The following is an 18,676-nucleotide window of genomic DNA, read 5'->3' on the forward strand; positions in this document are numbered from 1 at the left end:
GGCGCGCCGTCACTCCCTGCGATGCATGGGAGCTGAGATCACCGGGAGGGCCACCAGACGTCCCATCGGGGGATCGTCGGCATCCATTTCCAGTTGGACGCGCTGGACGAGCCGCTCCACCTCCTCGGCCGACTGGGAGGGCAGGAGGCTCACCAGCACGAGCCGATCCTCGTCCGCCCCGAGCGCGAGGCTGCGCAGGCCGGCGAAGATGGGCACTTCGGCTGACAAAGTGGCCGCGGCGCTTCGGGCCCGCACGACCAACGGCTCCGGGATACCGAAGTCCCGGAGCCGTCGGATGGCCCGTTCAGGTTGGTCCGCGTGGTCGAGGAATGCGAGGAAGAGGTACACGACCCGTGTCTATCTGGTCCGCGGCCCTTGCGTCACGCGCTACTCGGTGCGGCCTGGGCCCGGCTCGCCGGAAGGCGGCGAGGCAGATGCCCCTGGCTCCTCTGCCGCCGGGCTTGGGCTTGCGCTTGCACCGGCCGCCGCCTCCTGCGCCGCCCGGGCCGCCCGCTTGCCCTCCTCGATCAGCTTCTTCACCTTCTGGCCGCCCTTGCGGCCGATCTCCTCGTAGAAGTTCGGTCCCCGCGTGGCCTTCACGCGGTCTCCGCCCTTCTTGCCGATCTCCTCGTAGAACTTCGCCCCGCGCTCGGCCTTCACGGTCTCGCCGCCCTTGCGGCCGATCTCCTCGTAGAAGGAGCGGCCTCTCTCGGCTTTCACCGTCGCGCCTCCCTTGCGGCCGATCGTCTCGTAGAACTCCCGGCCCCTCTCGTTGCGGACGGTCTCTCCGCCTTTCCGTCCCGCCTCGGCCACCGTCATGCTGCCCTTGTTGTCTTTGTCCTGCTGCATGTCGTCTCTCCTCCTACGTTCTTCCCCTTCCCCGCCAGGGTGCCCCTTGTCCCAAAACTTGGGATGGAAGCGCCCCGATGCAAGCAAGCTCCGTACACCGCCAGCCGTTCACACCGGACAGAGCACATCAAACCCCCAGGAATGACGCAGGGTTAGGGGCACACGCTATCCCGGCGGGCGAAACTACGGCCTGCCCGCCCGGATGCTTCAGTGTCAACAACACGCCAGTCCACATTGCCGATTCCCGTCCGCTGTCTCACCTTTCCCGCCAATTCTTCGTGGGAGGGCGGCGTGAATGGTGGCGGCGGAGGAATGGGTCTCAAGGCCTGGCTGAAGCTCCTGGCGCCGGTGTTGGCCTCCATCGGGGGGCTCACGATGCTGCGGCTGCTGGGCCCGGACTTCATCAACCAGAAGGATCTGCACGCGTTCCTGGCGCCGATGGGGAAGTGGGCGCCGGTGGCCTTCGTCTTCTTCCTGGCGGTGCGGCCGGTGACGCTGTTGCCCGGGCAGGTGTTCACCGCGGTGGGCGGGATGATTTTCGGGACGCTGGCGGGGACGATCTATTCGCTGATGGGCAGTTTCCTGGCGACGCTGCTCATCTTCGGACTGTCGCGCTGGCTGGGGACGCGGTTGATGAAGCGCATGGCGGGCAGCCGCTACCCGGCGATCACCCGGGCGGCGAAGCGGCACGGCTTCAAGTTCGCGCTGCTCACGTGCATCAACCCGCTGCTGCCCACGGACGTGATGATCGCGGCGGCGACGGCGGCCAAGGCGCGCTTCTTGCCGCTGGCGATGGGCGTGCTGGTGGGAACCATTCCGGGCACCTTCCTGACGGCGCAGTTCGGCAGTGGACTGGCGCAGGGGCAGACGGTGATGACGGTGGTGTCCGGCGTGGGGATGGTGGTGTCGCTGGTGCTGGGAGCGGTGCTCGGCCGCCGCATCTTCAAGGAGATCAGCGAGGACGCCCCGGCCGGCGAGCCCCAGACGATCGAGCCCCAGATGGCCCACCCCCCGCCGATCCGGACGAAGGGCAAGGTGGGAATCCGGCCCGCGCTGTCGACCTTCCAGGAGCTGCCACCCGCGGGCCCGTGAGCCCCCTCAGCTCCGGACCTCCGCGCCCTCGCGCTCCAGCGCATCCAGGGCGGCCGTCATCGCGCCCACCAGCGCCGCCTCATCGCCCGGGCCCTCGATCTTGGAACCCTGGCGGGTGATGTAGAACGAGTCCACGGCGCGGTGGGCCTCGGTGGCCACCTTGGCGAGGGCGATCCGGGCACCCGCGCGGGTGAGCGCGGAGGAGATGGCGTGCAGGAGGCCCACCCGGTCCGGGGCCACCACATCCACCACGGTGAAGTCGCGGGAGGCGCGGTTGTCCACCGTGACCTTGGGAGGCACGGGAGGCAGGTGCCGCTGCAGGACGGAGCCGGAGCGGCGCCGGCGCAGCACGTCCTCGATGGGGGCCTCGCCGGTGAGGACACGCAGCAGATCCGTCCGGGCCATGCGCCAGCGGGAGCGCTCGAGCAGCAGCCCATGCGGGGGCCGCACATCGAAGACGTCCAGCGCGAGCCCGTCCGAGGTGGAGACGATGCGGGCCGAGAGGATGTCGATGCGGTGGGCGGACAGCACGCCGGCGAGCAGCGCGAGCAGACCGGGCCTGTCCTGGACGGCGAGGGACAGCTCGCTGTAACCGGCATCCGGGTGGTGGCGCAGGGCGGCGGCGAGGTGTCGCTTCCGGGCACACGCGAGCAGCCGCCCGTGGAGCGTGGCGCGCGAGGGATCCGTCCCGAGGAAATACCGCTCGGGGAGCACCTGCCCCAGCTCGCTCGCCCGAGGCTCGCCGAGGACCCGGGCCCAGCGTGCGTGGAAGCGCTCACGCAGGTGCTCGGAGGAGCGCTCACCCTGGGGCGCCACCGAGCCCACGAGGTGGGCCCGCGCCTTGTCGTACAGCTCGCGCAAGAGCTGCGCCTTCCAGCCCGTCCACATGCGCGGCCCCACCGAGCAGATGTCCGCCCAGGTGAGGAGGTAGAGACAGGTGAGCTTCTCCACGTCGCCCACCTTGCGAGCGAAGTCGGCGATGAGGGCCGGGTCGCTCAGGTCACGGCGCTGGGCGGTGTGGCTCATGGCCAGGTGCTCCTTCACGAGGAACTCGGCCACCTCGCGCTGGCGGGGAGTCAGACCCAGCCGCTCGCCGAGGGCCACCATGAGCAACCGGCCCTTCTCGGAATGATCGCCCCCCATCCCCTTCCCCGCGTCGTGCAGGAGCATGCCGAGGTAGAGCGGGAGCGGGTCCTTCAGATCGCGCATCTCGCGGGAGAGTTCGGGCTCCTGCGTGACGAGATCTCCAGCGCGCAGGGACTGGAGGCGGCGCACGGCGAAGAGGGTGTGAACGTCGACGGTGTACACATGGTACAGGTCGTGCTGGTGGTGGGCGGTGACGCGGCCGAACTCGGGCACGACGGCGCCGAGCACACCGGCATCATGCAGGGCGAAGAGGAGCTCGCCGCGGGTGCCGGGCCGGGCGAAGAGGGCCTTGAAGGCGGAGGTGACGGCGGGGGTGGCGCGGGCGGCCTCGAGCGCGGGCAGGGCCTGCACGGCCTGCTCGCGGGCCCACGAGTAGAGGGGCAGCCCGTGCTCCTCGGCGGTGCGGAAGAAGTCGAGAATGGTGGCGGGCTCGCGGGTGAAGAGGCCCGGGTCCTGCACGGTGAGCTTGCCGCGAAACACCTTGAAGGCACCGAGCCGGCGCTCGGGGAGGAAGGAGATCTTCCGGGCGGTGCTGAGCTCCTCGCAGCGGGCGATGAGGGAGTCGGCGGCCTGCCGGAGGGCATGGGCGGACAGGTAGTAGTCGCGCATGAAGGCCTCGACGGGTAGCACGGGGCCCTGCTGGTAACCGAGGAAGCGCGCCACCTCCTCCTGGAGATCGAAGGTGAGCCGGTCCTCCTTGCGCCCACGCAGGAAGTGGAGCTGGTGGCGGATGCGCAGGAGGAAGTCGCGGGCGGCCTTGAGGCGCGCCACCTGCGAGCCCGGGAGGATGGACTGCCGGAGCAGGCCGGTGAGGCCGCGCGTGCGGAAGCGGACGCGGGCGATCCACAGGGCGGTCTCCAGATCTCTCAGGCCCCCATCGCCCTGCTTGAGGTTGGGCTCGAGGAGGAAGACGGAGTCGCCGAAGCGCTCGCGGCGGGAGCGCAGCTCCTGGACCTTGTCCTGGACGTAGGCGTCGGCGCGGTGCGTGAGGAGCGCGGGGAGGACGTCCTCCTCGAGGTCGAGGAAGACGGAGGCCTCCCCGGTGAGGAAGCGCGAGTCGAGCAGCGCGGTGCGGATGGTGTGATCGGAGTCGGCGGCGCGGGCGCACTCGTCGGGGCCCCGGGCGCTCCAGCCGACGGCGCGCTTGAGATCCCACAGGAGCGTGGGGAAGACGCGGGCCAGGGGGGCGACGGACTCCTCGGAGACACCGGAGCCGCGCAGGAGGAGCAGATCCAGATCCGAGTGGGGAGACAGCTCGCGGCGCCCGTAGGAGCCGAGCGCGACGAGGGCGAGGCCCGGAGGAGCCTGGAGCTCGGCGGAGAGCTCGGAGAAGAGAGCGCGGACGAGCCGGTCCGTGGCGGCGGAGAGGAGACGGCAGGTGGACAGGCCGGCGGCGCCCCCGCGGTGGAAGGCCTCGACGCGGGCGTGGGCCTCGCGGAGGTACTCACGGGCGCGGGCGAGCCGGTCCTCGGGACCACCGGGACGGAACTCCGGGAGCGAGCCGAGGGCCTCGCGATGCGAGGGCGCGGGTGGCTGCGGAATGGGCGGAACGCTCATGGCGAAGGTTCTAGCGCAAGGGCGGCGGGTTGCCGTCGTGGGATGTCCACCATCCGATGGGAATACGAAATGTGGACAGGCCCGCGGCTCGCTCCCGTGTGAAGCTGGGCGGAGTTGCTCCCGGGCCGGTAGGAGCGCGGAGAGGACACAGGAAGATGCTGCGCTGGAAGGGTTTGCTGGTGGCCGTGCTGATGGTGGCGGGATGCATGCCGGGGGAGAACACCGGGGACACGCCGGGACAGGACGCGACGGATGCGGGCACGGGACAGGAGCGCTACACCTTCGAGGGTTGCGAGGAGCGCACCACCTACTGCCCGCGGGACTTCACCTTCCTCTGCGCCATGAAGGCGATCGAGCAGGAGCACGCGCGGGGGTGCACCACGGACACGGATTGTGTCCTGGTGACGCCTCCCAACAACTGCGTGGGTTACGGGGTGTGCGAGCCACGGCCCGCGGTGCTGGCCGTACAACAAGCCGACTACGCGGCGAGGGTGGCCACGGAGATACAGCGCTACTGCGAGGACGCCCAATGCAGGGAGAGTGGTTCCTGCGCGCCCATGAGCTTTCGCGCGGCCTGCTCCGAGGGCAGGTGTGTGGCCTCTCCCGAATAGGCAGGCCCGGGCTCGCGAAGTGGGAAGCGAAGAACTGCGCCGAGTAGCGCGGCCTGCGCAGCGGGCCTCGGCGCGCGAGCCCCTCAGGCCTATAGTGGCGCCCTTCGATGAGGGAGGTTCAGAGATGCGTGCTTACGTGCATGGCTTCCAGGAGGTCGACCGGACCCGAATCATGGTTGTCGGGGGGAAAGGCGCGAGCCTGGGGGAGCTTTCCAGGCTGGAAGGGATCCGCGTGCCGGAGGGCTTTTGCGTTTCGACCGAAGCCTTCAAGCGGCTCCTGGGAGAAGCGCCGGCGATGGGCGGATGGCTCGATCGGTTGTCGCGTCTGAAGGCGGAAGACCGGGATGGAATCCGGGAGCTCAGCGCGGAGATCCGCACGCTCATCGAAGGGATGGCCATCCCTGAAGACGTTCAGGAAGCGATCACCCGCGTCCTTTCCAGGCTTGGCGAGCACGCGGCCTATGCCGTCCGGTCCAGCGCGACGGCGGAGGATTTGCCGGAGGCTTCCTTCGCGGGCCAGCAGGACACGTACCTGAACGTCATCGGAAAGCCGGCGATCCTCGCGCACGTCAGCCGGTGCTGGGCGTCGCTCTTCACCGAGCGGGCGGTCACCTACCGCCTTCGACACGGCTTCGAACACCGCAAGGTCCACATGGCGGTGGTGGTGCAGAAGATGGTGGTCCCGCAGGCGGCCGGAATCTTGTTCACGGCCGATCCCGTGACCTCGAACCGGAAGGTGTCATCCATCGAGGCGGGCTTCGGCCTCGGTGAGGCCTTGGTCTCCGGCCTGGTGAACGCCGATGGCTACAAGGTGCGGAACGGCCAGATCACCGGGAAGACGGTCGCCACCAAGAAGCTGGCGACCTGGGCCTTGGCGGAGGGCGGTACGCGGGAACGGGCGCTCGAGCCCGAGCGGCAGAACAGCCCCGTGCTGACGGATGAGCAGATCGTGCGGCTCGAGCGCCTGGGCAGGCGGATCGAAGAGCACTTCGGTCATCCCCAGGACATCGAATGGTGCCTGGCCGACGACGCGTTCTACATCGTCCAGAGCCGGCCCATCACGACCCTGTACCCCATCCCGGAGGTGGGCGATCGAGGCAACCACGTCTTCATCTCCGTCGGCCATCAACAAATGATGACCGACCCCATGAGGCCCTTGGGGCTGTCCTTGTGGCAGTTGACCGCCGCTCGCCCCATGTATGCGGCGGGTGGGAGGTTGTTCGTCGATCTCACGAAGGAGCTGGCTTCACCGGCCAGCCGGGGCGTCCTGTTGAATGGCCTGGGCGGATCCGATCCGCTCATCAAGGACGCCCTCATGACCCTCATCGAGCGGGGCGATTTCATCGAACCGTCGCCCGCGGCTCCACCCGCACCGGGTCCGGCTCAAGGCAAGCCAGCCATGCCGCCCGCGGGTGCCCAGCCGCCTATCGACGACGATCCGGCGCTCGTCTCCGAGTTGATCGCGCGCAGCCAGACGTCGATCGAAGCGCTGAAGCGGAACATCCAAACGAAATCCGGAACGGAATTACTGGATTTCATCCTGGAAGACATTCAGCACTTGAAGAAGAGCTTGTTCGAGCCGCGGAGCTTCAGCGTGCTCATGGCCGGCATGAACGCCTCGTCTTGGCTCAACGAGAAGATGATGGCGTGGTTGGGCGAGAAGAACGCCGCGGACACGCTCTCTCAGTCCGTGCCGAACAACATCACCTCGGAAATGGGGCTGGCGCTCCTGGACGTCGCGGACGCGATCCGGCCTCATCCGGAGGTGGTCGAATACCTGCGAAATGCCAGGGATGAGGGCTTCTTGGAGGGCCTGGCCGGGTTGGAGGGTGGACAGGCCGCCCACGACGCCCTCTCCGCTTATCTCGACAAATTCGGCATGCGCTGCGTCGGGGAAATCGATGTGACGAGGACGCGTTGGCGCGAAAGCCCCACGACCCTCGTCCCCTTGATCCTCAGCAACATCAAGACCTTCGAGCCCGGGGCCGGCAGCCGGAAGTTCGAGCAGGGACGGCAGGAGGCCTTGAAGAAGGAACAGGAGCTCCTGGCGCGATTGAAGCAGTTGCCGGAGGGGGAACAAAAAGCCGGAGAAGCGCAGCGGATGATCAGCCGGCTCCGGAACTTCATCGGCTACCGTGAATACCCCAAATACGGCATCGTCAATCGCTACTTCCTCTACAGGCAGGCCTTGCTGAAGGAAGCCGAGCAGCTCGTGCGGGGCCACGTGCTCCAGGAAAAGGAAGACATCTACTACCTCTCCTTCCAGGAGCTTCGCGAAGCCGTGCGCACGAACCAGTTGGATGGCCAGATCGTCAGCCAACGAAAGGACGAGCACGAACGATACCGGAAGCTGACGCCACCGCGGGTCATCACGTCCGATGGTGAAATCGTCGCAGGTGCGTACAAACGAGCCGATCTCCCCGCCGGAGCCCTCGTCGGTCTACCGGTCTCCTCGGGCGTGGTGGAGGGACGAGCCCGCGTCCTCCTGGACATAGCCGGCGCTGAGCTGGCGGAGGGGGATATCCTGGTCACCCCCTTCACGGACCCGAGCTGGACGCCCTTGTTCGTGTCCATCAAGGGCCTGGTGACCGAGGTGGGGGGACTGATGACCCATGGCGCGGTGATCGCCCGGGAATACGGCTTGCCGGCCGTCGTCGGCGTGGAGCAGGCGACCCGGCTGATCCAGGATGGGCAACGCATCCGCGTGCATGGAACGGAAGGGTACGTCGAGATCCTGCCCTAGCCGGGGGGTCTCGTCGCTTCAGCGGGTGAATTCTTCTCTCCGAATGAGCCCATCGTCGGGCACTTCGTAATAGTCACCCTGACTGCCCAGGTAGATGTGCGCCTTGGGCGTCAGGCCGGTCGGGGCGTCGAGTGTCCCCGCGCAGATCGACATCTTCGGCGCGCCCTCCTCGTCCCAGAACAAGCTCGACCCGCACTCACCACAGAAGCCCCTCCGCACCGTTGCGGACGCCGCGTACCACCTCAGCCCGCGCTGTTCAGTCAATTCGAACCCGGGCCGGTCGACGGCGGTGTAGGCGCCGACGTGCCCGTGCCATCGACGGCACTTCGAGCAGTGGCAGAACGTCACCGGCGTGAGCCTCGAGGGTGATGCCGTACCGCACTGCGCCACATGCACATCCGCCGGTCTTCATCATGCGTCGCCGTATAGCAACACCGCGGGTGTGACTGAAACAAAGCGAAGCAATCGCCAGGGGAAAGGGGGGCACCTTCGCGTAAGCTTGCGCGGATGACCGCGAATCTCCATGCGCTGGGGGCCATTGCCCTGTGGGCCAGCCTGGCCTCGCTCGGCCTGGCCTTGCGGCACGTGCCCCCTTTCCTGCTCACCGGCATCGGACTGGTGCTCGGCAGCCTTCCCGCCTGGCCTCTCGTGCGCCAATGGAAGGTACCGGCTTCGACTCTGGCGCTCGGGGTGTACGGCCTGTTCGGCTATCACTTCCTGCTGTTCATCGCCTTGCGGCTTGCACCGCCGGTGGAAGCCAACCTGGTCAACTACCTGTGGCCGCTGCTGATCGTGGTGCTGGCCCCCGTGGTGCTCCCGGGACTGCGCTTGCGTCCGGTGCACATCGTAGCCGCGCTGATGGGGTTCGCAGGCGCCGGACTGGCCATCCTGAGCGCCGGCCGTGGCACGGCGCAGGCCACCTGGCACTGGGGCTACCTGCCGGCACTCGGCTCCGCCTTCCTCTGGGCCACGTACTCGCTGCTGACCCGGCGGGTCCCCCACTTCCCGACGGCGGCCATCGGCTTGTTCGGACTGGTCTCCGGCGCGCTGTCCCTGCTGTGTCACTGGGCCCTGGAGCCTTCGATCGACTTGTCCGGGCGCGACTGGCTGCTGCTGACGGTGATGGGCCTGGGGCCGCTCGGCGCTGCCTTCTTCCTCTGGGACAAGGCGCTCAAGCTGGGCGACGCACGGCACATCGGCATCCTGAGCTACCTCACCCCACTCGCCTCGACCAGCCTGCTGCTGCTGGTCACGGGCCAGGGCCTGAGCAGCGGCGTCGTGCTTGCCGCGGTCATGATCATCGGCGCGGCGGTGGTGGGGACGCGCGCGCGCTGAAACGGCGCGAGCGGGGAATGAATAAGGAGTGCGCGGGAACGTCCCGCGTTGAGCACAGTGGCGCGAAACGGGTGAGAGATGCGGCGAATCGACGGATGCAGGCTTCTGGGCGTCATGGCATGGCTGGGGGCCACCGTGGGGCTCGCGGGCCCCCAGAATGTCGAGGCAGGTCCCCTCTGGAACGATCAGCACGCGGCGGAGCGCTGCCCACAGGTGTGCGCGTCCCTGGGCGGTTGGACGGGTGAATGGTGGACCACGGTTCGCGGCGAGATGTCCGTCTGCCAGTGCGCTGGCGCGGCGTCCACCAGGGAGGAGCGCAAGGAACAGGCCGTGGCCCCCACCGATGCGGGAAGCCCGCCGGTCCCCACGTCCTCGGGCGGACTCATCGCCATCGTCTGGGGCGGTGGGAAGGACACCACCGCGGCGCACGAGTCCCTCGCGCAGTGGGACGCGGAGAAGCGGCTGCTCGGAGAGCTCGTCACCTTCGCACCGGGCTTCCCGAAGATCGTCTCCAGTGCCACCGTGCCGGGCCTCAACCCGGGCTTCGAGATCGTGCTGCTCGGCTTCTGCCCCCGTGACGAGGGACAGGACGAGCGCGCCTATCTCAAGGCCCTCTACCCCTCCACCTATGAGAAGCCGGTGAAGGGAGCCGAATCCGCCTGCCCTACCTGGGCCGATCAGAAAAGCAAGGCCGTGAATCCGCAGCGGACGGTGAAGGGCGAGGGACTCACGCTGTCAGTGGTGGGGCTCGCCATGCCCGAGGAGCCGGAGGCCTCGAACCTGACGTCCACGCCCGTTCCCGTGCGGTGGCTGAGCGTGGTGGCTCGCGACCGCGCGGGAGCATTGCTCGGCGTGTACTCGAAGAAGGACGAGTCCTCCTACGTCGGCGGTTCCCGGGCCGTGGGGTGCAGGACGGAGGTGAAGTCGGCGCGCAAGGACACGGTCGTGCTGGAGCGCACCTGCAACGGCTCCTCGGGCGCCTGCGCTACCGACCCGGGCGAGCGCTGGCGAGTCACCGTGCGCTGGAACGGGAAGGCCTTCATCCCCGAGGAGAAGCTGCTCGCGAAGTGGGAAGCGAAGAACTGCGCCGAGTAGGATGCATTCGAGCCGCCGCTCGGGTGAGACTCGGGGCGCATGAGCGACGTGCGCCGGCTGTTCATCCTCCGCTGTGGTTATGAAGTCCTCCCCCGGTCCGTGTCCCTGCGGGGTGCGGACCCCACCGTCATCCTGTGCGAGCCGGTGTGCGCGTACCTGCTGGACACGGCGCACGGCTGGGTGCTCTTCGACACGGGGGCGGATCCGGCGCGGCTGAAGGATCCGGTGGGGCGCCAGCGCTTCCAGGGCCCCGGCTGGGTGGCACCGCCGATCATCCTCCCCGAGCACGAACTGCTGCCCCAGCTCGAGCGCCTGGGAGTGGGCCCGGATGACATCAGCGCCGTCATCCTCAGCCACGTGCACTACGACCACACGGGCCACCTCAAGTACTTCCCCCGGGCGTCCATCTACATCCAGCGTCGCGAGTACGACTTCGCCATGGGGGCATATGGCAACCCGGCGGTGTTCGACGACGACTTCCGGCTGCCGGACCGGGACTGGCGGCTGGTGGACGGAGACTGGGAGCTGATGCCGGGCGTGCGCGGGGTGCTGACACTCGGCCACATGCCGGGCCACCAGTCGCTCGTCGTCGAGCTGCCCCGCGGTGGCACGAAGATCCTCGTGGCCGACGCGGGGGACCTGCGCGAGAACTTCGAGCGGGAGGTGCCTCCGGGTGAGTGCGATGACCCCGCGCTCGGCATCGCCTCCATCCGCAAGCTCAAGGCGATCCGCGACGCCACGGGGGGAGAGCTGGTGCTGCTGCACGACCCGGACGAGGTGCACGCACGGCTCCTGGCGCCAGCCTTCTACGATTAGCGCCTGGCGTCACTTCAAACGCCAGGGGAGACAATTGGCAGGCTCACCCCGCCAGGTCCGGCGCGCGGGTGCCCTCCGGGGGCGCGGCCGCCGGCTCGGTGACCCTGCTCCGGCCGAACACGCGCTGCACCACCACGAAGAACAGCGGCACGAAGAAGATGCCGAGCAGCGTGCCCACCATCATGCCGCCGAGCACCCCCGTGCCGATGGCCCGCTGCGCGCCCGAGCCCGCGCCGCTGGCCACCGCCAGCGGCAGCACGCCCAGCCCGAAGGCCAGCGAGGTCATCAGGATGGGCCGCAGGCGCGCACGCACCGCCGCCAGCGTGGCCTCCGTCAGCTCCATCCCCTTCTCGAAGTTCTCCTTCGCGAACTCGACGATGAGGATGGCGTTCTTGCTCGACAGGCCCACCGTGGTCAGCAGCGCCACCTGGAAGTAGATGTCACGCTCCATCCCCCGCAGCGCGCTCGCCAGCACCGTGCCGAGGATGCCCAGCGGCGCCACCATCAGCACCGCCGTCGGGATGGTCCAGCTCTCGTACATGGCCGCCAGGCAGAGGAACACGATGAGCAGCGAGAGCGTATAGAGCAGCGGCGTCTGGGCACCCGCCGCGCGCTCCTGGTACGACTGCCCCGTCCACTCGAGCCCCACGCCCCGCGGGAGCTGCGCCACCAGCCGCTCCACTTCCGCCATGGCGTCACCGGAGCTCACGCCCGGGGCCGCCTCGCCCATGATCTCCATCGCCGACGCGCCGTTGTAGCGCTCGAGCCGGGGCGAGCCGAACCCCCACCGCGTACTCGCGAAGCTCGAGAACGGCACCATCTCGCCCTGCTGGTTGCGCACCGACCAGCGCTGGAAGTCCTCGGGCACCATCCGGAACGGCGCGTCCGCCTGGAGGAACACGCGCTTGACGCGGCCACGGTCGATGAAGTCGTCGATGTACTGGCCGCCCCACGCCGTGGCGAGGGTGGCGTTGATGTCCGCCATGGACAGCCCGAGCGCGCCGGCCTTCGCCACGTCCACGTCGACGCGGAACTGCGGCGTGTCGTCCTGGCCGTTCGGGCGCACGTTGGCGAGCAGCGGGCTTTGCGCCGCGGCGCCGAGGAACTGGTTGCGGGCCGCGGTGAGCGCCTCGTGACCCAGGCCGAGGTTGTCCTTGAGGTAGAAGACGAAGCCCACCGCGGTGCCGAGCTCGGGCATCGCCGGGGGCGGGAACGCGAAGGCGAGCGCGTCCTTGATCTGGCTCAGTGCCCCCATGGCCCGCCCGGCCACCGCGTTGACGCCGAGCTCGGGGGACTCTCGCTCGGACCAGTCCTTGAGGTTGATGAACGCGACGCCGCTGTTCTGCCCGCTGCCGCCGAAGCTGAAGCCCTGCACGGTGAACAGCGAGCTCACGGTGGCCTTCTCCTCCTCGAGGAAGTGCCGCTCCACCCGCTCGATGACCTTCATGGTGCGCTCCTGCGTCGCGCCCACCGGCGTCTGCACCATGGAGAAGAGGAAGCCCTGATCCTCCGAGGGCAGGAAGGAGGTCGGCAGCCGCGCGAACATCACCCCCATCAGCACCACCATGGCGGCGAAGGCGAGCATGAAGCGCCGGCTCCGAGAGAGGATGCTCCGCACCGCCCCCTGGTAGCGGGCGTTGCCCCGGTCGAACTGGCGGTTGAACCAGCCGAAGAACCCGGTGCTGGACGCGTGGTGATCCTTGGCGATGGGCTTGAGCATGGTCGCGCACAGCGCCGGCGTCAGCACCACCGCGACCAGCACCGAGAGCGCCATGGACGCCACGATGGTCACCGAGAACTGCCGGTAGATGACCCCCGTCACACCCCCGAGGAACGCCATGGGCACGAACACCGCCGAGAGCACCAGGCCGATGCCGACCAGCGCGCCGGTGATCTGATCCATGGACTTGCGCGTGGCCTCGACGGGCGAGAGGCCCTCCTCGCTCATCAGGCGCTCCACGTTCTCCACCACCACGATGGCGTCGTCCACGAGCAGGCCGATGGCGAGCACCATGGCGAACATGGTCAGCATGTTGACCGAGTAGCCCAGCGCCGAGAGCACCCCGAAGGTGCCGAGCAGCACCACCGGCACCGCGATGGTCGGGATGAGGGTGGCGCGGAAGTTCTGCAGGAACAGGTACATCACCAGGAACACGAGGAGGATGGCCTCGAGCAGCGTGGTGACCACGCCCTTGATGGCCACGCGCACGAACGGCGTGGTGTCGAAGGGGGTCACCGCCTTGAGGCCCTTGGGGAACGACGGCGCGAGCTCCTCGAGCGCCGCGACCACCCCCTGTGCGGTGCTCAGCGCGTTGGCCCCCGTGGCGAGCGACACCGCGATGCCCGTCGCGGGCTTGCCGTTGTAGCGGCTGATGATGCTGTAGTCCTCCGAGCCCAGCTCCACCCGCGCCACGTCACCGAGCCGCAGCGCCGAGCCGTCCGGGTTGCTGCGCAGGACGATGTCGCGGAACTGCTCCGGCGTCTGGAGGCGATCCTGGGCGGTGATGGCCGCATTGAGCTGCTGGCCCGGGACGGCGGGCGTGCCGCCGAGCTGGCCCACCACCACCTGCTGGTTCTGGGCACGGATGGCGAGGGTGACGTCCCCCGGTGTGAGCCGGTAGGTGGCGAGCTTGTTCGGGTCCAGCCAGATGCGCATCGCGTACTTCGCGCCGAACACCTGGGTGCTGCCGACGCCGGGGACACGCGCGATGGGGTCCACCATGTTCGCGGCGACGAAGTCCTGGAGGTCGTCGCCCTGCATGCTGCCGTCCTCGGACACGAAGCCCACCACCATCAGGAAGCCCGAGCTCGCCTTGGTGACGCTGATGCCCTGCTGCTGCACCACCTGCGGCAGCAAGGGCGTGGCGAGCTGCAGCTTGTTCTGCACCTGCACCTGGGCGATGTCCGGGTCGGTGCCGTGCTGGAACGTCAGCATGATGGCGGCCATCCCGTTCGACTCGCTCGTCGAGGCCATGTAGAGGAGCCCGTCCAGCCCCTTCATGTTCTGCTCGATGACCTGCGTCACCGAGTCCTGCACGGCCTTCGCGGAGGCCCCGGGGTAGACGGCGCTGATGCTCACCGTGGGCGGTGCGATGGCCGGGTACTGGGAGATGGGCAGCCGCGCGATGGAGAGCGCGCCCGCGAGCATGATGATGATCGCCAGGACCCAGGCGAAGATGGGGCGGTCGATGAAGAAGCGTGCCATGGGTGGCTCCGGTCAGTGCTGGGACGAGGCGGGCACGGTCTGGGTCCCGGCCTCGGGTGCGGCTTCCGTCACCTCCACCTGGGCGCCGGGCTGGACCTTCTGCAGGCCCTCGACGATGACCCGGTCCCCTGCGGCCAGGCCCTCCTCGACCAGCCACCGGTCCCCCACCGTCTGGCTGACCTTGACCACCCGCGACTCCACCTTGCCGTCCTTGCCCACCACCAGGGCGGTGGCGTGGCCCTTGGGGTCACGGGCCACGCCCTGCTGGGGCACGAGCAGCCCCTGCTCGCGCACGCCGTTGCCGATCCGCGCGCGCACGTACATGCCCGGGAGCAGGACGTTGTCGGGGTTGGGCACGAGCACGCGCAGCCCGAAGGTGCCGGTGCTCGGGTCCACGCTGACGTCGGAGAAGGTCAGCTTGCCGTCGTGGGCGTAGCGGCTGCCGTCCTCGAGCAGGATGGTCACCGGCGTGCCGTCGGCGGTCTCGAGCCTGCCCGCCGCCACCTCCTTGCGCAGCCGCAGCAGCTCCCCGCTGGACTGGGTGAGGTCCACGTAGACCGGATCGAGCTGCTGCACCGAGGTGAGCGCCTGGGGCTGGTTCGCGGTCACCAGCGCCCCCTGGGTGACGGACGAGCGGCCGATCCGGCCGGCGATGGGCGACACGATGCGGGCGTAGTCGAGCGTCACGCTCGCGCGCTGCAGCGCGGCCTGCGCGGCCTTCACTTCCGCCTCGGCCTGCCGGAGGGCGACCACGGCCCGGTCGTGGTCCTGGGGGCTGACCACCGCGTGCTCCGCGAGCCTCCGTGGAGCGCCTGGCGTTCAGCTCCGCCGCGGTCAGGGTGGCCTTCGCCCGGTCGAGCGCGGCCTGCGCGCTGAGGTGATCCGCGCGGTAGGCCGCGTCACTGAGCTGGTAGAGCGGCTGGCCCGCCTTGACCAGGCCGCCCTCGGTGAAGAGCCGGCGCTCGATGATGCCGTTGACCTGGGGGCGCACCTCCGCCACCAGGAACGCGCTGGTGCGACCAGGCAGCTCGCGCGTGAGCAGGACCGACTCCGGCTTCAGGGTGGCCACCGTGACGGGGACCGCGCCGGGCGCCTCGGGCGGTGCCGCCCCCTGGTTGCACGCCAGCACGAGCACGGCGGCGGAGAGGAAGCCAAGGAGCGCCGGATGGGACGGGCGCGGGGGCGACGACATGGAGACCTCGAGGAAGGGGCGACGGGGGGCTCGCCGCGTATACAACTTCCCAATGACTCGGGCGCGTCCAATTTCTGACGTCCGCGTTTCCGGACGTCGGGGCAGGCGGGGGCTCCTCCGCTTCGCTGCCCTGCTGGGAGCTTGTGATAGGAAGTGCCTCCGCCCCAGGAGGTGTGCCCTGCCGCCGGACTCCCGCAACCGCTTCCTCGAGAAGATGCTCGATCGCCTGTACGCCTCGCTCGCGTCGGGCCCGAGCATCAACTGCCGTCCCCACAACAGCCGCCAGCGCGTGGATCTCACGCTGCTGAGCCGGCTGGATGGCACTCCGCCCCCCTCCATCCTGGCCGGGCTCCTCGGGGACAAGGCCACGGTGAAGCTCTCCGTGCGCGCCACCCCGGACACCCCGGACACCCCGTCCAAACGCGAGGACGATGAGCGGCAGGCGTTGCTGCGCAAGCTGAACACCATCGCCGAGGACGCCCGCACCTTCGAGCAGGACACCGGCGCCCAGGTGCTCCATGTGGGCTTCCCCCTGCTCCACCTGCCCCCGAACGCCAAGGACACGCGGGGCTTCACCAGCACCAAGCGCGTCCTCGCGCCCATCGCCTTCATCCCCGTGCGCCTCACCCTCAAGAAGGGCCGCACGCCGGGCCTGGAGGCTTCGAGTCCGCCGCCGATGGCTCGGATCGGGTCATGCCCAACACCGCCCTCATCGCCTGGGTGGAGCGGCAGACCGGCAAGCGCTTCGGGGAGCTGTTCGCCGACGAGCAGGGCCAGGAGCCCTGGCGCGAAGTCAACGAGCTGGCCGCCGCCGTGGCCACGGCCCTCGAGCTGCCCGCTCCCGCGCCCTTCACTCCGGAGACGCTCCTCTCCCCTACCCCGCGCTCCGAGGACGAGAGCACGGCCGGTGCCGCCATCCTCCCGTGCGCCGTGCTCGGCCTCTATCCCCTCTCCAATCAGAGCCTCGTGGATGACATGCGGGCCCTCGTGGATGGCGAGCCCGTCCAGGGCCCCATCGAGAGCTTCCTGCGCGTGGGCGTCTCCCTCGGGGCCCAGGGCGCCCCCAGGAAGGACGCCGCGTCCCAGGGCCTCTGGCGCGCGGGCGAGGACCGGCTCGTCTCCCATGCCGATCCCTGCCAGTCACGCGCGGTGCGGCTCGCGCGCAGCAGCCGGGGCCTCGTCGTCCATGGGCCTCCCGGCACCGGCAAGTCGCAGACCATCGCCAACGCCATCGGAGACCACCTCGCGCGCGGAGAGCGTGTCCTCCTCGTCTGCGACAAGCGCACCGCGCTCGATGTGGTGAAGCACCGCTTGGAGCACCTGGGCCTCGGCTCGCTCTGCGCGGTGGTGCACGACGCGCAGAGGGATCAGCGCGAAGCTCTACCTCGGCATCCGCGAGCAGCTCGACAACCTGACCGAGTCCAAGGTCAACCCCGCCTCCAAGGCCGAGCTTCTCCCGCGTGGACAGCGAGATGCAGGCGCTCCACGACGAGCTGTCCTCCGCCGAGCGCGCCCTCTCCGAGCGCTCCGCCGGAGGCACCGAGCCCTCCTTCCACGAGCTGGTGGGCCAGTGGTTCGGCCAGGAGGCCCCGGAGTCGCTGGCCCGCGCGACGGAGTCCCTCGGCGCCTTCCGGCTGGCTGAATCGCGCCCCCACGAGCGCGAGGTGCGCGAGGTGCTGGAGCGCGCCACCAAGGAGGGCTACCCGGACAACCCCTGGCGCACGGCGCACGGCGCGGAGCTGAAGGACTACCTGTCCACGCCGCTCGCCACGTACCGCGAGCGCATGGCGTCCGCCGTGGAGGCCGCGCGCGAGGCGGATGCCCAGACCTCGCCGGACGTCCCCGCCTTCTCTCCCACCGGAGACGTGGCCGCCGAGGGCCGGGCGCGTGCCGAGCTCGCCGACAAGCTGGAGCGCGTGCTGCAGGAAGCGCGTCCCGAGTGGCTGGCGCGCTGGGCCTCGTCCATGTCCGAGGCCGTGCAGGCCACGAAGACCCAGCTCGAGGGCCTCGCGCCGCAGGTGCAGGTGTTGAACGAGGGGCCGCTGGATACGGAGCTGGCCCTGGTGCACCGCTCGGAGCCCCTCGCATTGGGGGCCTTGGGGCAGGCCCTGGCGTTCCTCGCGTCCTGGCTGCTGGTGGCGCGCAAGTGGTACCGCTTCCTCTTCTTCTTCACCCGCCGGGCGAAGGCCGCCGAGGTGCTCCGGCGCTTCGGGCTCACCGTGGGGGCCGAAACCGCCGAGCGCGTCTCCCGCTTCCTCACGGGCGTGCGCGCACGGCTCCTGCTCACCGAGTTCCATCACTCGGCCCTCGCCCCCGGCCCCAACGAGCCCCTCACGGATGAGGCGCTCGCCCGCGGCCTGAGGACCCATGCCGCGCTCTTCGACGTGCTGTTGCAGCTCGAGCGGCCGGTGTTCGCCTCCTGCCGGCAGGTGGTCCGGGACGCGCTGAAGGCCGACGAGGCAGCACGGGCGCGCCTGCTCGCGGGCCTGCGCCAGTCCGCCGCCCGGAGCGAGGCCGTGGTCCGGCTGGAGTCCCGGCTCGCCGAGGTGGGCCTCTTCGACTCCGGCTGGCGCGTGGCCCGGAGCCGGGCGCTGCGCGCGGGCGAGCAGGTACAGCCGCTCGTCTCATCGCTCGCGGCGCGGCTGTCCAGCGTGGAGGGGCTGCTGCGGATTCAAGCCCTGGTGGCGGGGCTGCCTCCGGCGCTCGGCATGGCGGCGGAGAAGCTGGCCCTGGCCGGAGCGGACGCGGAGAACGGCTGGCGCGCGGTGCGCAAGGCGGTGCTGGCGGCCGAGGTGTCCGCGCGGGTGAAGGAGAGCCCGGTGCTCCAGCACATCGACGCGGACCGGCTGCACGCGAGCCAGACGCGCTACCGGGCCCTGGAGGCGCGCAAGCGCGAGCTGGTGCGCGACGTCATCCTCCACCGTTGGACGGAGTGCCAGCGCGAGCGGCTGCTGGCCGCCACGGGAGGACGGCTCAACGGGTTGGGCGCGGAGCTGCGCCGCCGCCTGCTGCTGCGGGGTGAGCGCGCGCTGCGG

General features: G+C 69.7%; 13 protein-coding genes and 1 pseudogene. 8 read left to right on the plus strand and 6 right to left on the minus strand.

Features of this window, described 5'->3' with window-relative positions:
- Nucleotides 1-9 precede the first annotated feature (9 nt).
- On the minus strand, nt 10-348 hold the full coding sequence (locus ACN28I_RS06780; RefSeq protein WP_420941292.1) for a hypothetical protein: 339 nt from the start codon (nt 346-348) through the stop codon (nt 10-12).
- 39 nt (nt 349-387) lie between these two features.
- On the minus strand, nt 388-849 hold the full coding sequence (locus ACN28I_RS06785) for a general stress protein (protein ID WP_375764994.1): 462 nt from the start codon (nt 847-849) through the stop codon (nt 388-390).
- A gap of 312 nt (nt 850-1,161) precedes the next feature.
- Between ACN28I_RS06785 and ACN28I_RS06790 the strand changes: the two genes are divergently transcribed.
- The gene (locus tag ACN28I_RS06790) at nt 1,162-1,941 is read left to right on the plus strand and encodes a TVP38/TMEM64 family protein (protein WP_420948583.1); all 780 of its coding nucleotides are present in this window, start codon (nt 1,162-1,164) and stop codon (nt 1,939-1,941) included.
- A gap of 6 nt (nt 1,942-1,947) precedes the next feature.
- Here the strand turns inward: ACN28I_RS06790 and glnD are convergent, their stop codons facing one another.
- Complete coding sequence (gene glnD, locus ACN28I_RS06795) at nt 1,948-4,644, minus strand: [protein-PII] uridylyltransferase (protein ID WP_420941293.1); 2,697 nt, start codon at nt 4,642-4,644, stop codon at nt 1,948-1,950.
- Between the two features lie 155 nt (nt 4,645-4,799).
- Between glnD and ACN28I_RS06800 the strand changes: the two genes are divergently transcribed.
- Together ACN28I_RS06800 and rph are read left to right on the plus strand one after the other, a co-directional pair.
- A complete protein-coding gene (locus tag ACN28I_RS06800) occupies nt 4,800-5,255 on the plus strand; it encodes a hypothetical protein (RefSeq protein ID WP_420941294.1) in 456 nt (151 codons plus the stop codon).
- Between the two features lie 124 nt (nt 5,256-5,379).
- A complete protein-coding gene (gene rph, locus ACN28I_RS06805; RefSeq protein WP_420941295.1) occupies nt 5,380-7,998 on the plus strand; it encodes a rifamycin-inactivating phosphotransferase in 2,619 nt (872 codons plus the stop codon).
- A gap of 18 nt (nt 7,999-8,016) precedes the next feature.
- On the opposite strand, the gene ACN28I_RS06810 is transcribed toward rph, so the two are convergent.
- The gene (locus tag ACN28I_RS06810) at nt 8,017-8,394 is read right to left on the minus strand and encodes a GFA family protein (protein WP_420941296.1); all 378 of its coding nucleotides are present in this window, start codon (nt 8,392-8,394) and stop codon (nt 8,017-8,019) included.
- A 111-nt stretch (nt 8,395-8,505) separates the two neighbouring features.
- Here ACN28I_RS06810 and ACN28I_RS06815 point away from each other — a divergent pair, with 111 nt between their 5' ends.
- The 3 genes from ACN28I_RS06815 (at nt 8,506) to ACN28I_RS06825 (ending at nt 11,244) form a co-directional block, all read left to right on the plus strand.
- Complete coding sequence (locus ACN28I_RS06815; RefSeq protein WP_420941297.1) at nt 8,506-9,333, plus strand: DMT family transporter; 828 nt, start codon at nt 8,506-8,508, stop codon at nt 9,331-9,333.
- Nucleotides 9,334-9,447: 114 nt separating this feature from the next.
- Nucleotides 9,448-10,428 (plus strand): mannan-binding lectin, encoded by a 981-nt coding sequence (locus ACN28I_RS06820; protein ID WP_420941298.1) that lies wholly within the window; start codon nt 9,448-9,450, stop codon nt 10,426-10,428.
- Between the two features lie 39 nt (nt 10,429-10,467).
- Complete coding sequence (locus tag ACN28I_RS06825; protein ID WP_420941299.1) at nt 10,468-11,244, plus strand: N-acyl homoserine lactonase family protein; 777 nt, start codon at nt 10,468-10,470, stop codon at nt 11,242-11,244.
- 43 nt (nt 11,245-11,287) lie between these two features.
- On the opposite strand, the gene ACN28I_RS06830 is transcribed toward ACN28I_RS06825, so the two are convergent.
- Both ACN28I_RS06830 and ACN28I_RS06835 read right to left on the minus strand, forming a co-directional pair.
- The gene (locus ACN28I_RS06830) at nt 11,288-14,449 is read right to left on the minus strand and encodes an efflux RND transporter permease subunit (RefSeq protein WP_420941300.1); all 3,162 of its coding nucleotides are present in this window, start codon (nt 14,447-14,449) and stop codon (nt 11,288-11,290) included.
- Nucleotides 14,450-14,461: 12 nt separating this feature from the next.
- Nucleotides 14,462-15,232 carry an efflux RND transporter periplasmic adaptor subunit gene (locus tag ACN28I_RS06835; protein ID WP_420941301.1) on the minus strand — a complete coding sequence of 257 codons (771 nt, stop codon included), beginning with the start codon at nt 15,230-15,232 and terminating at the stop codon, nt 14,462-14,464.
- 623 nt (nt 15,233-15,855) lie between these two features.
- Here ACN28I_RS06835 and ACN28I_RS06840 point away from each other — a divergent pair.
- Together ACN28I_RS06840 and ACN28I_RS06845 are read left to right on the plus strand one after the other, a co-directional pair.
- A pseudogene (locus tag ACN28I_RS06840) lies at nt 15,856-16,224 on the plus strand (DUF4011 domain-containing protein); the annotation flags it as partial.
- 110 nt (nt 16,225-16,334) lie between these two features.
- Nucleotides 16,335-17,384, plus strand: coding sequence for an AAA domain-containing protein (locus ACN28I_RS06845; RefSeq protein ID WP_420941302.1), 1,050 nt, complete (start codon nt 16,335-16,337; stop codon nt 17,382-17,384).
- Nucleotides 17,385-18,676 lie beyond the last annotated feature (1,292 nt).

The organism is Archangium gephyra (assembly GCF_049060025.1).
GTDB classification, from domain to species: Bacteria; Myxococcota; Myxococcia; order Myxococcales; family Myxococcaceae; genus Archangium; species Archangium gephyra_A.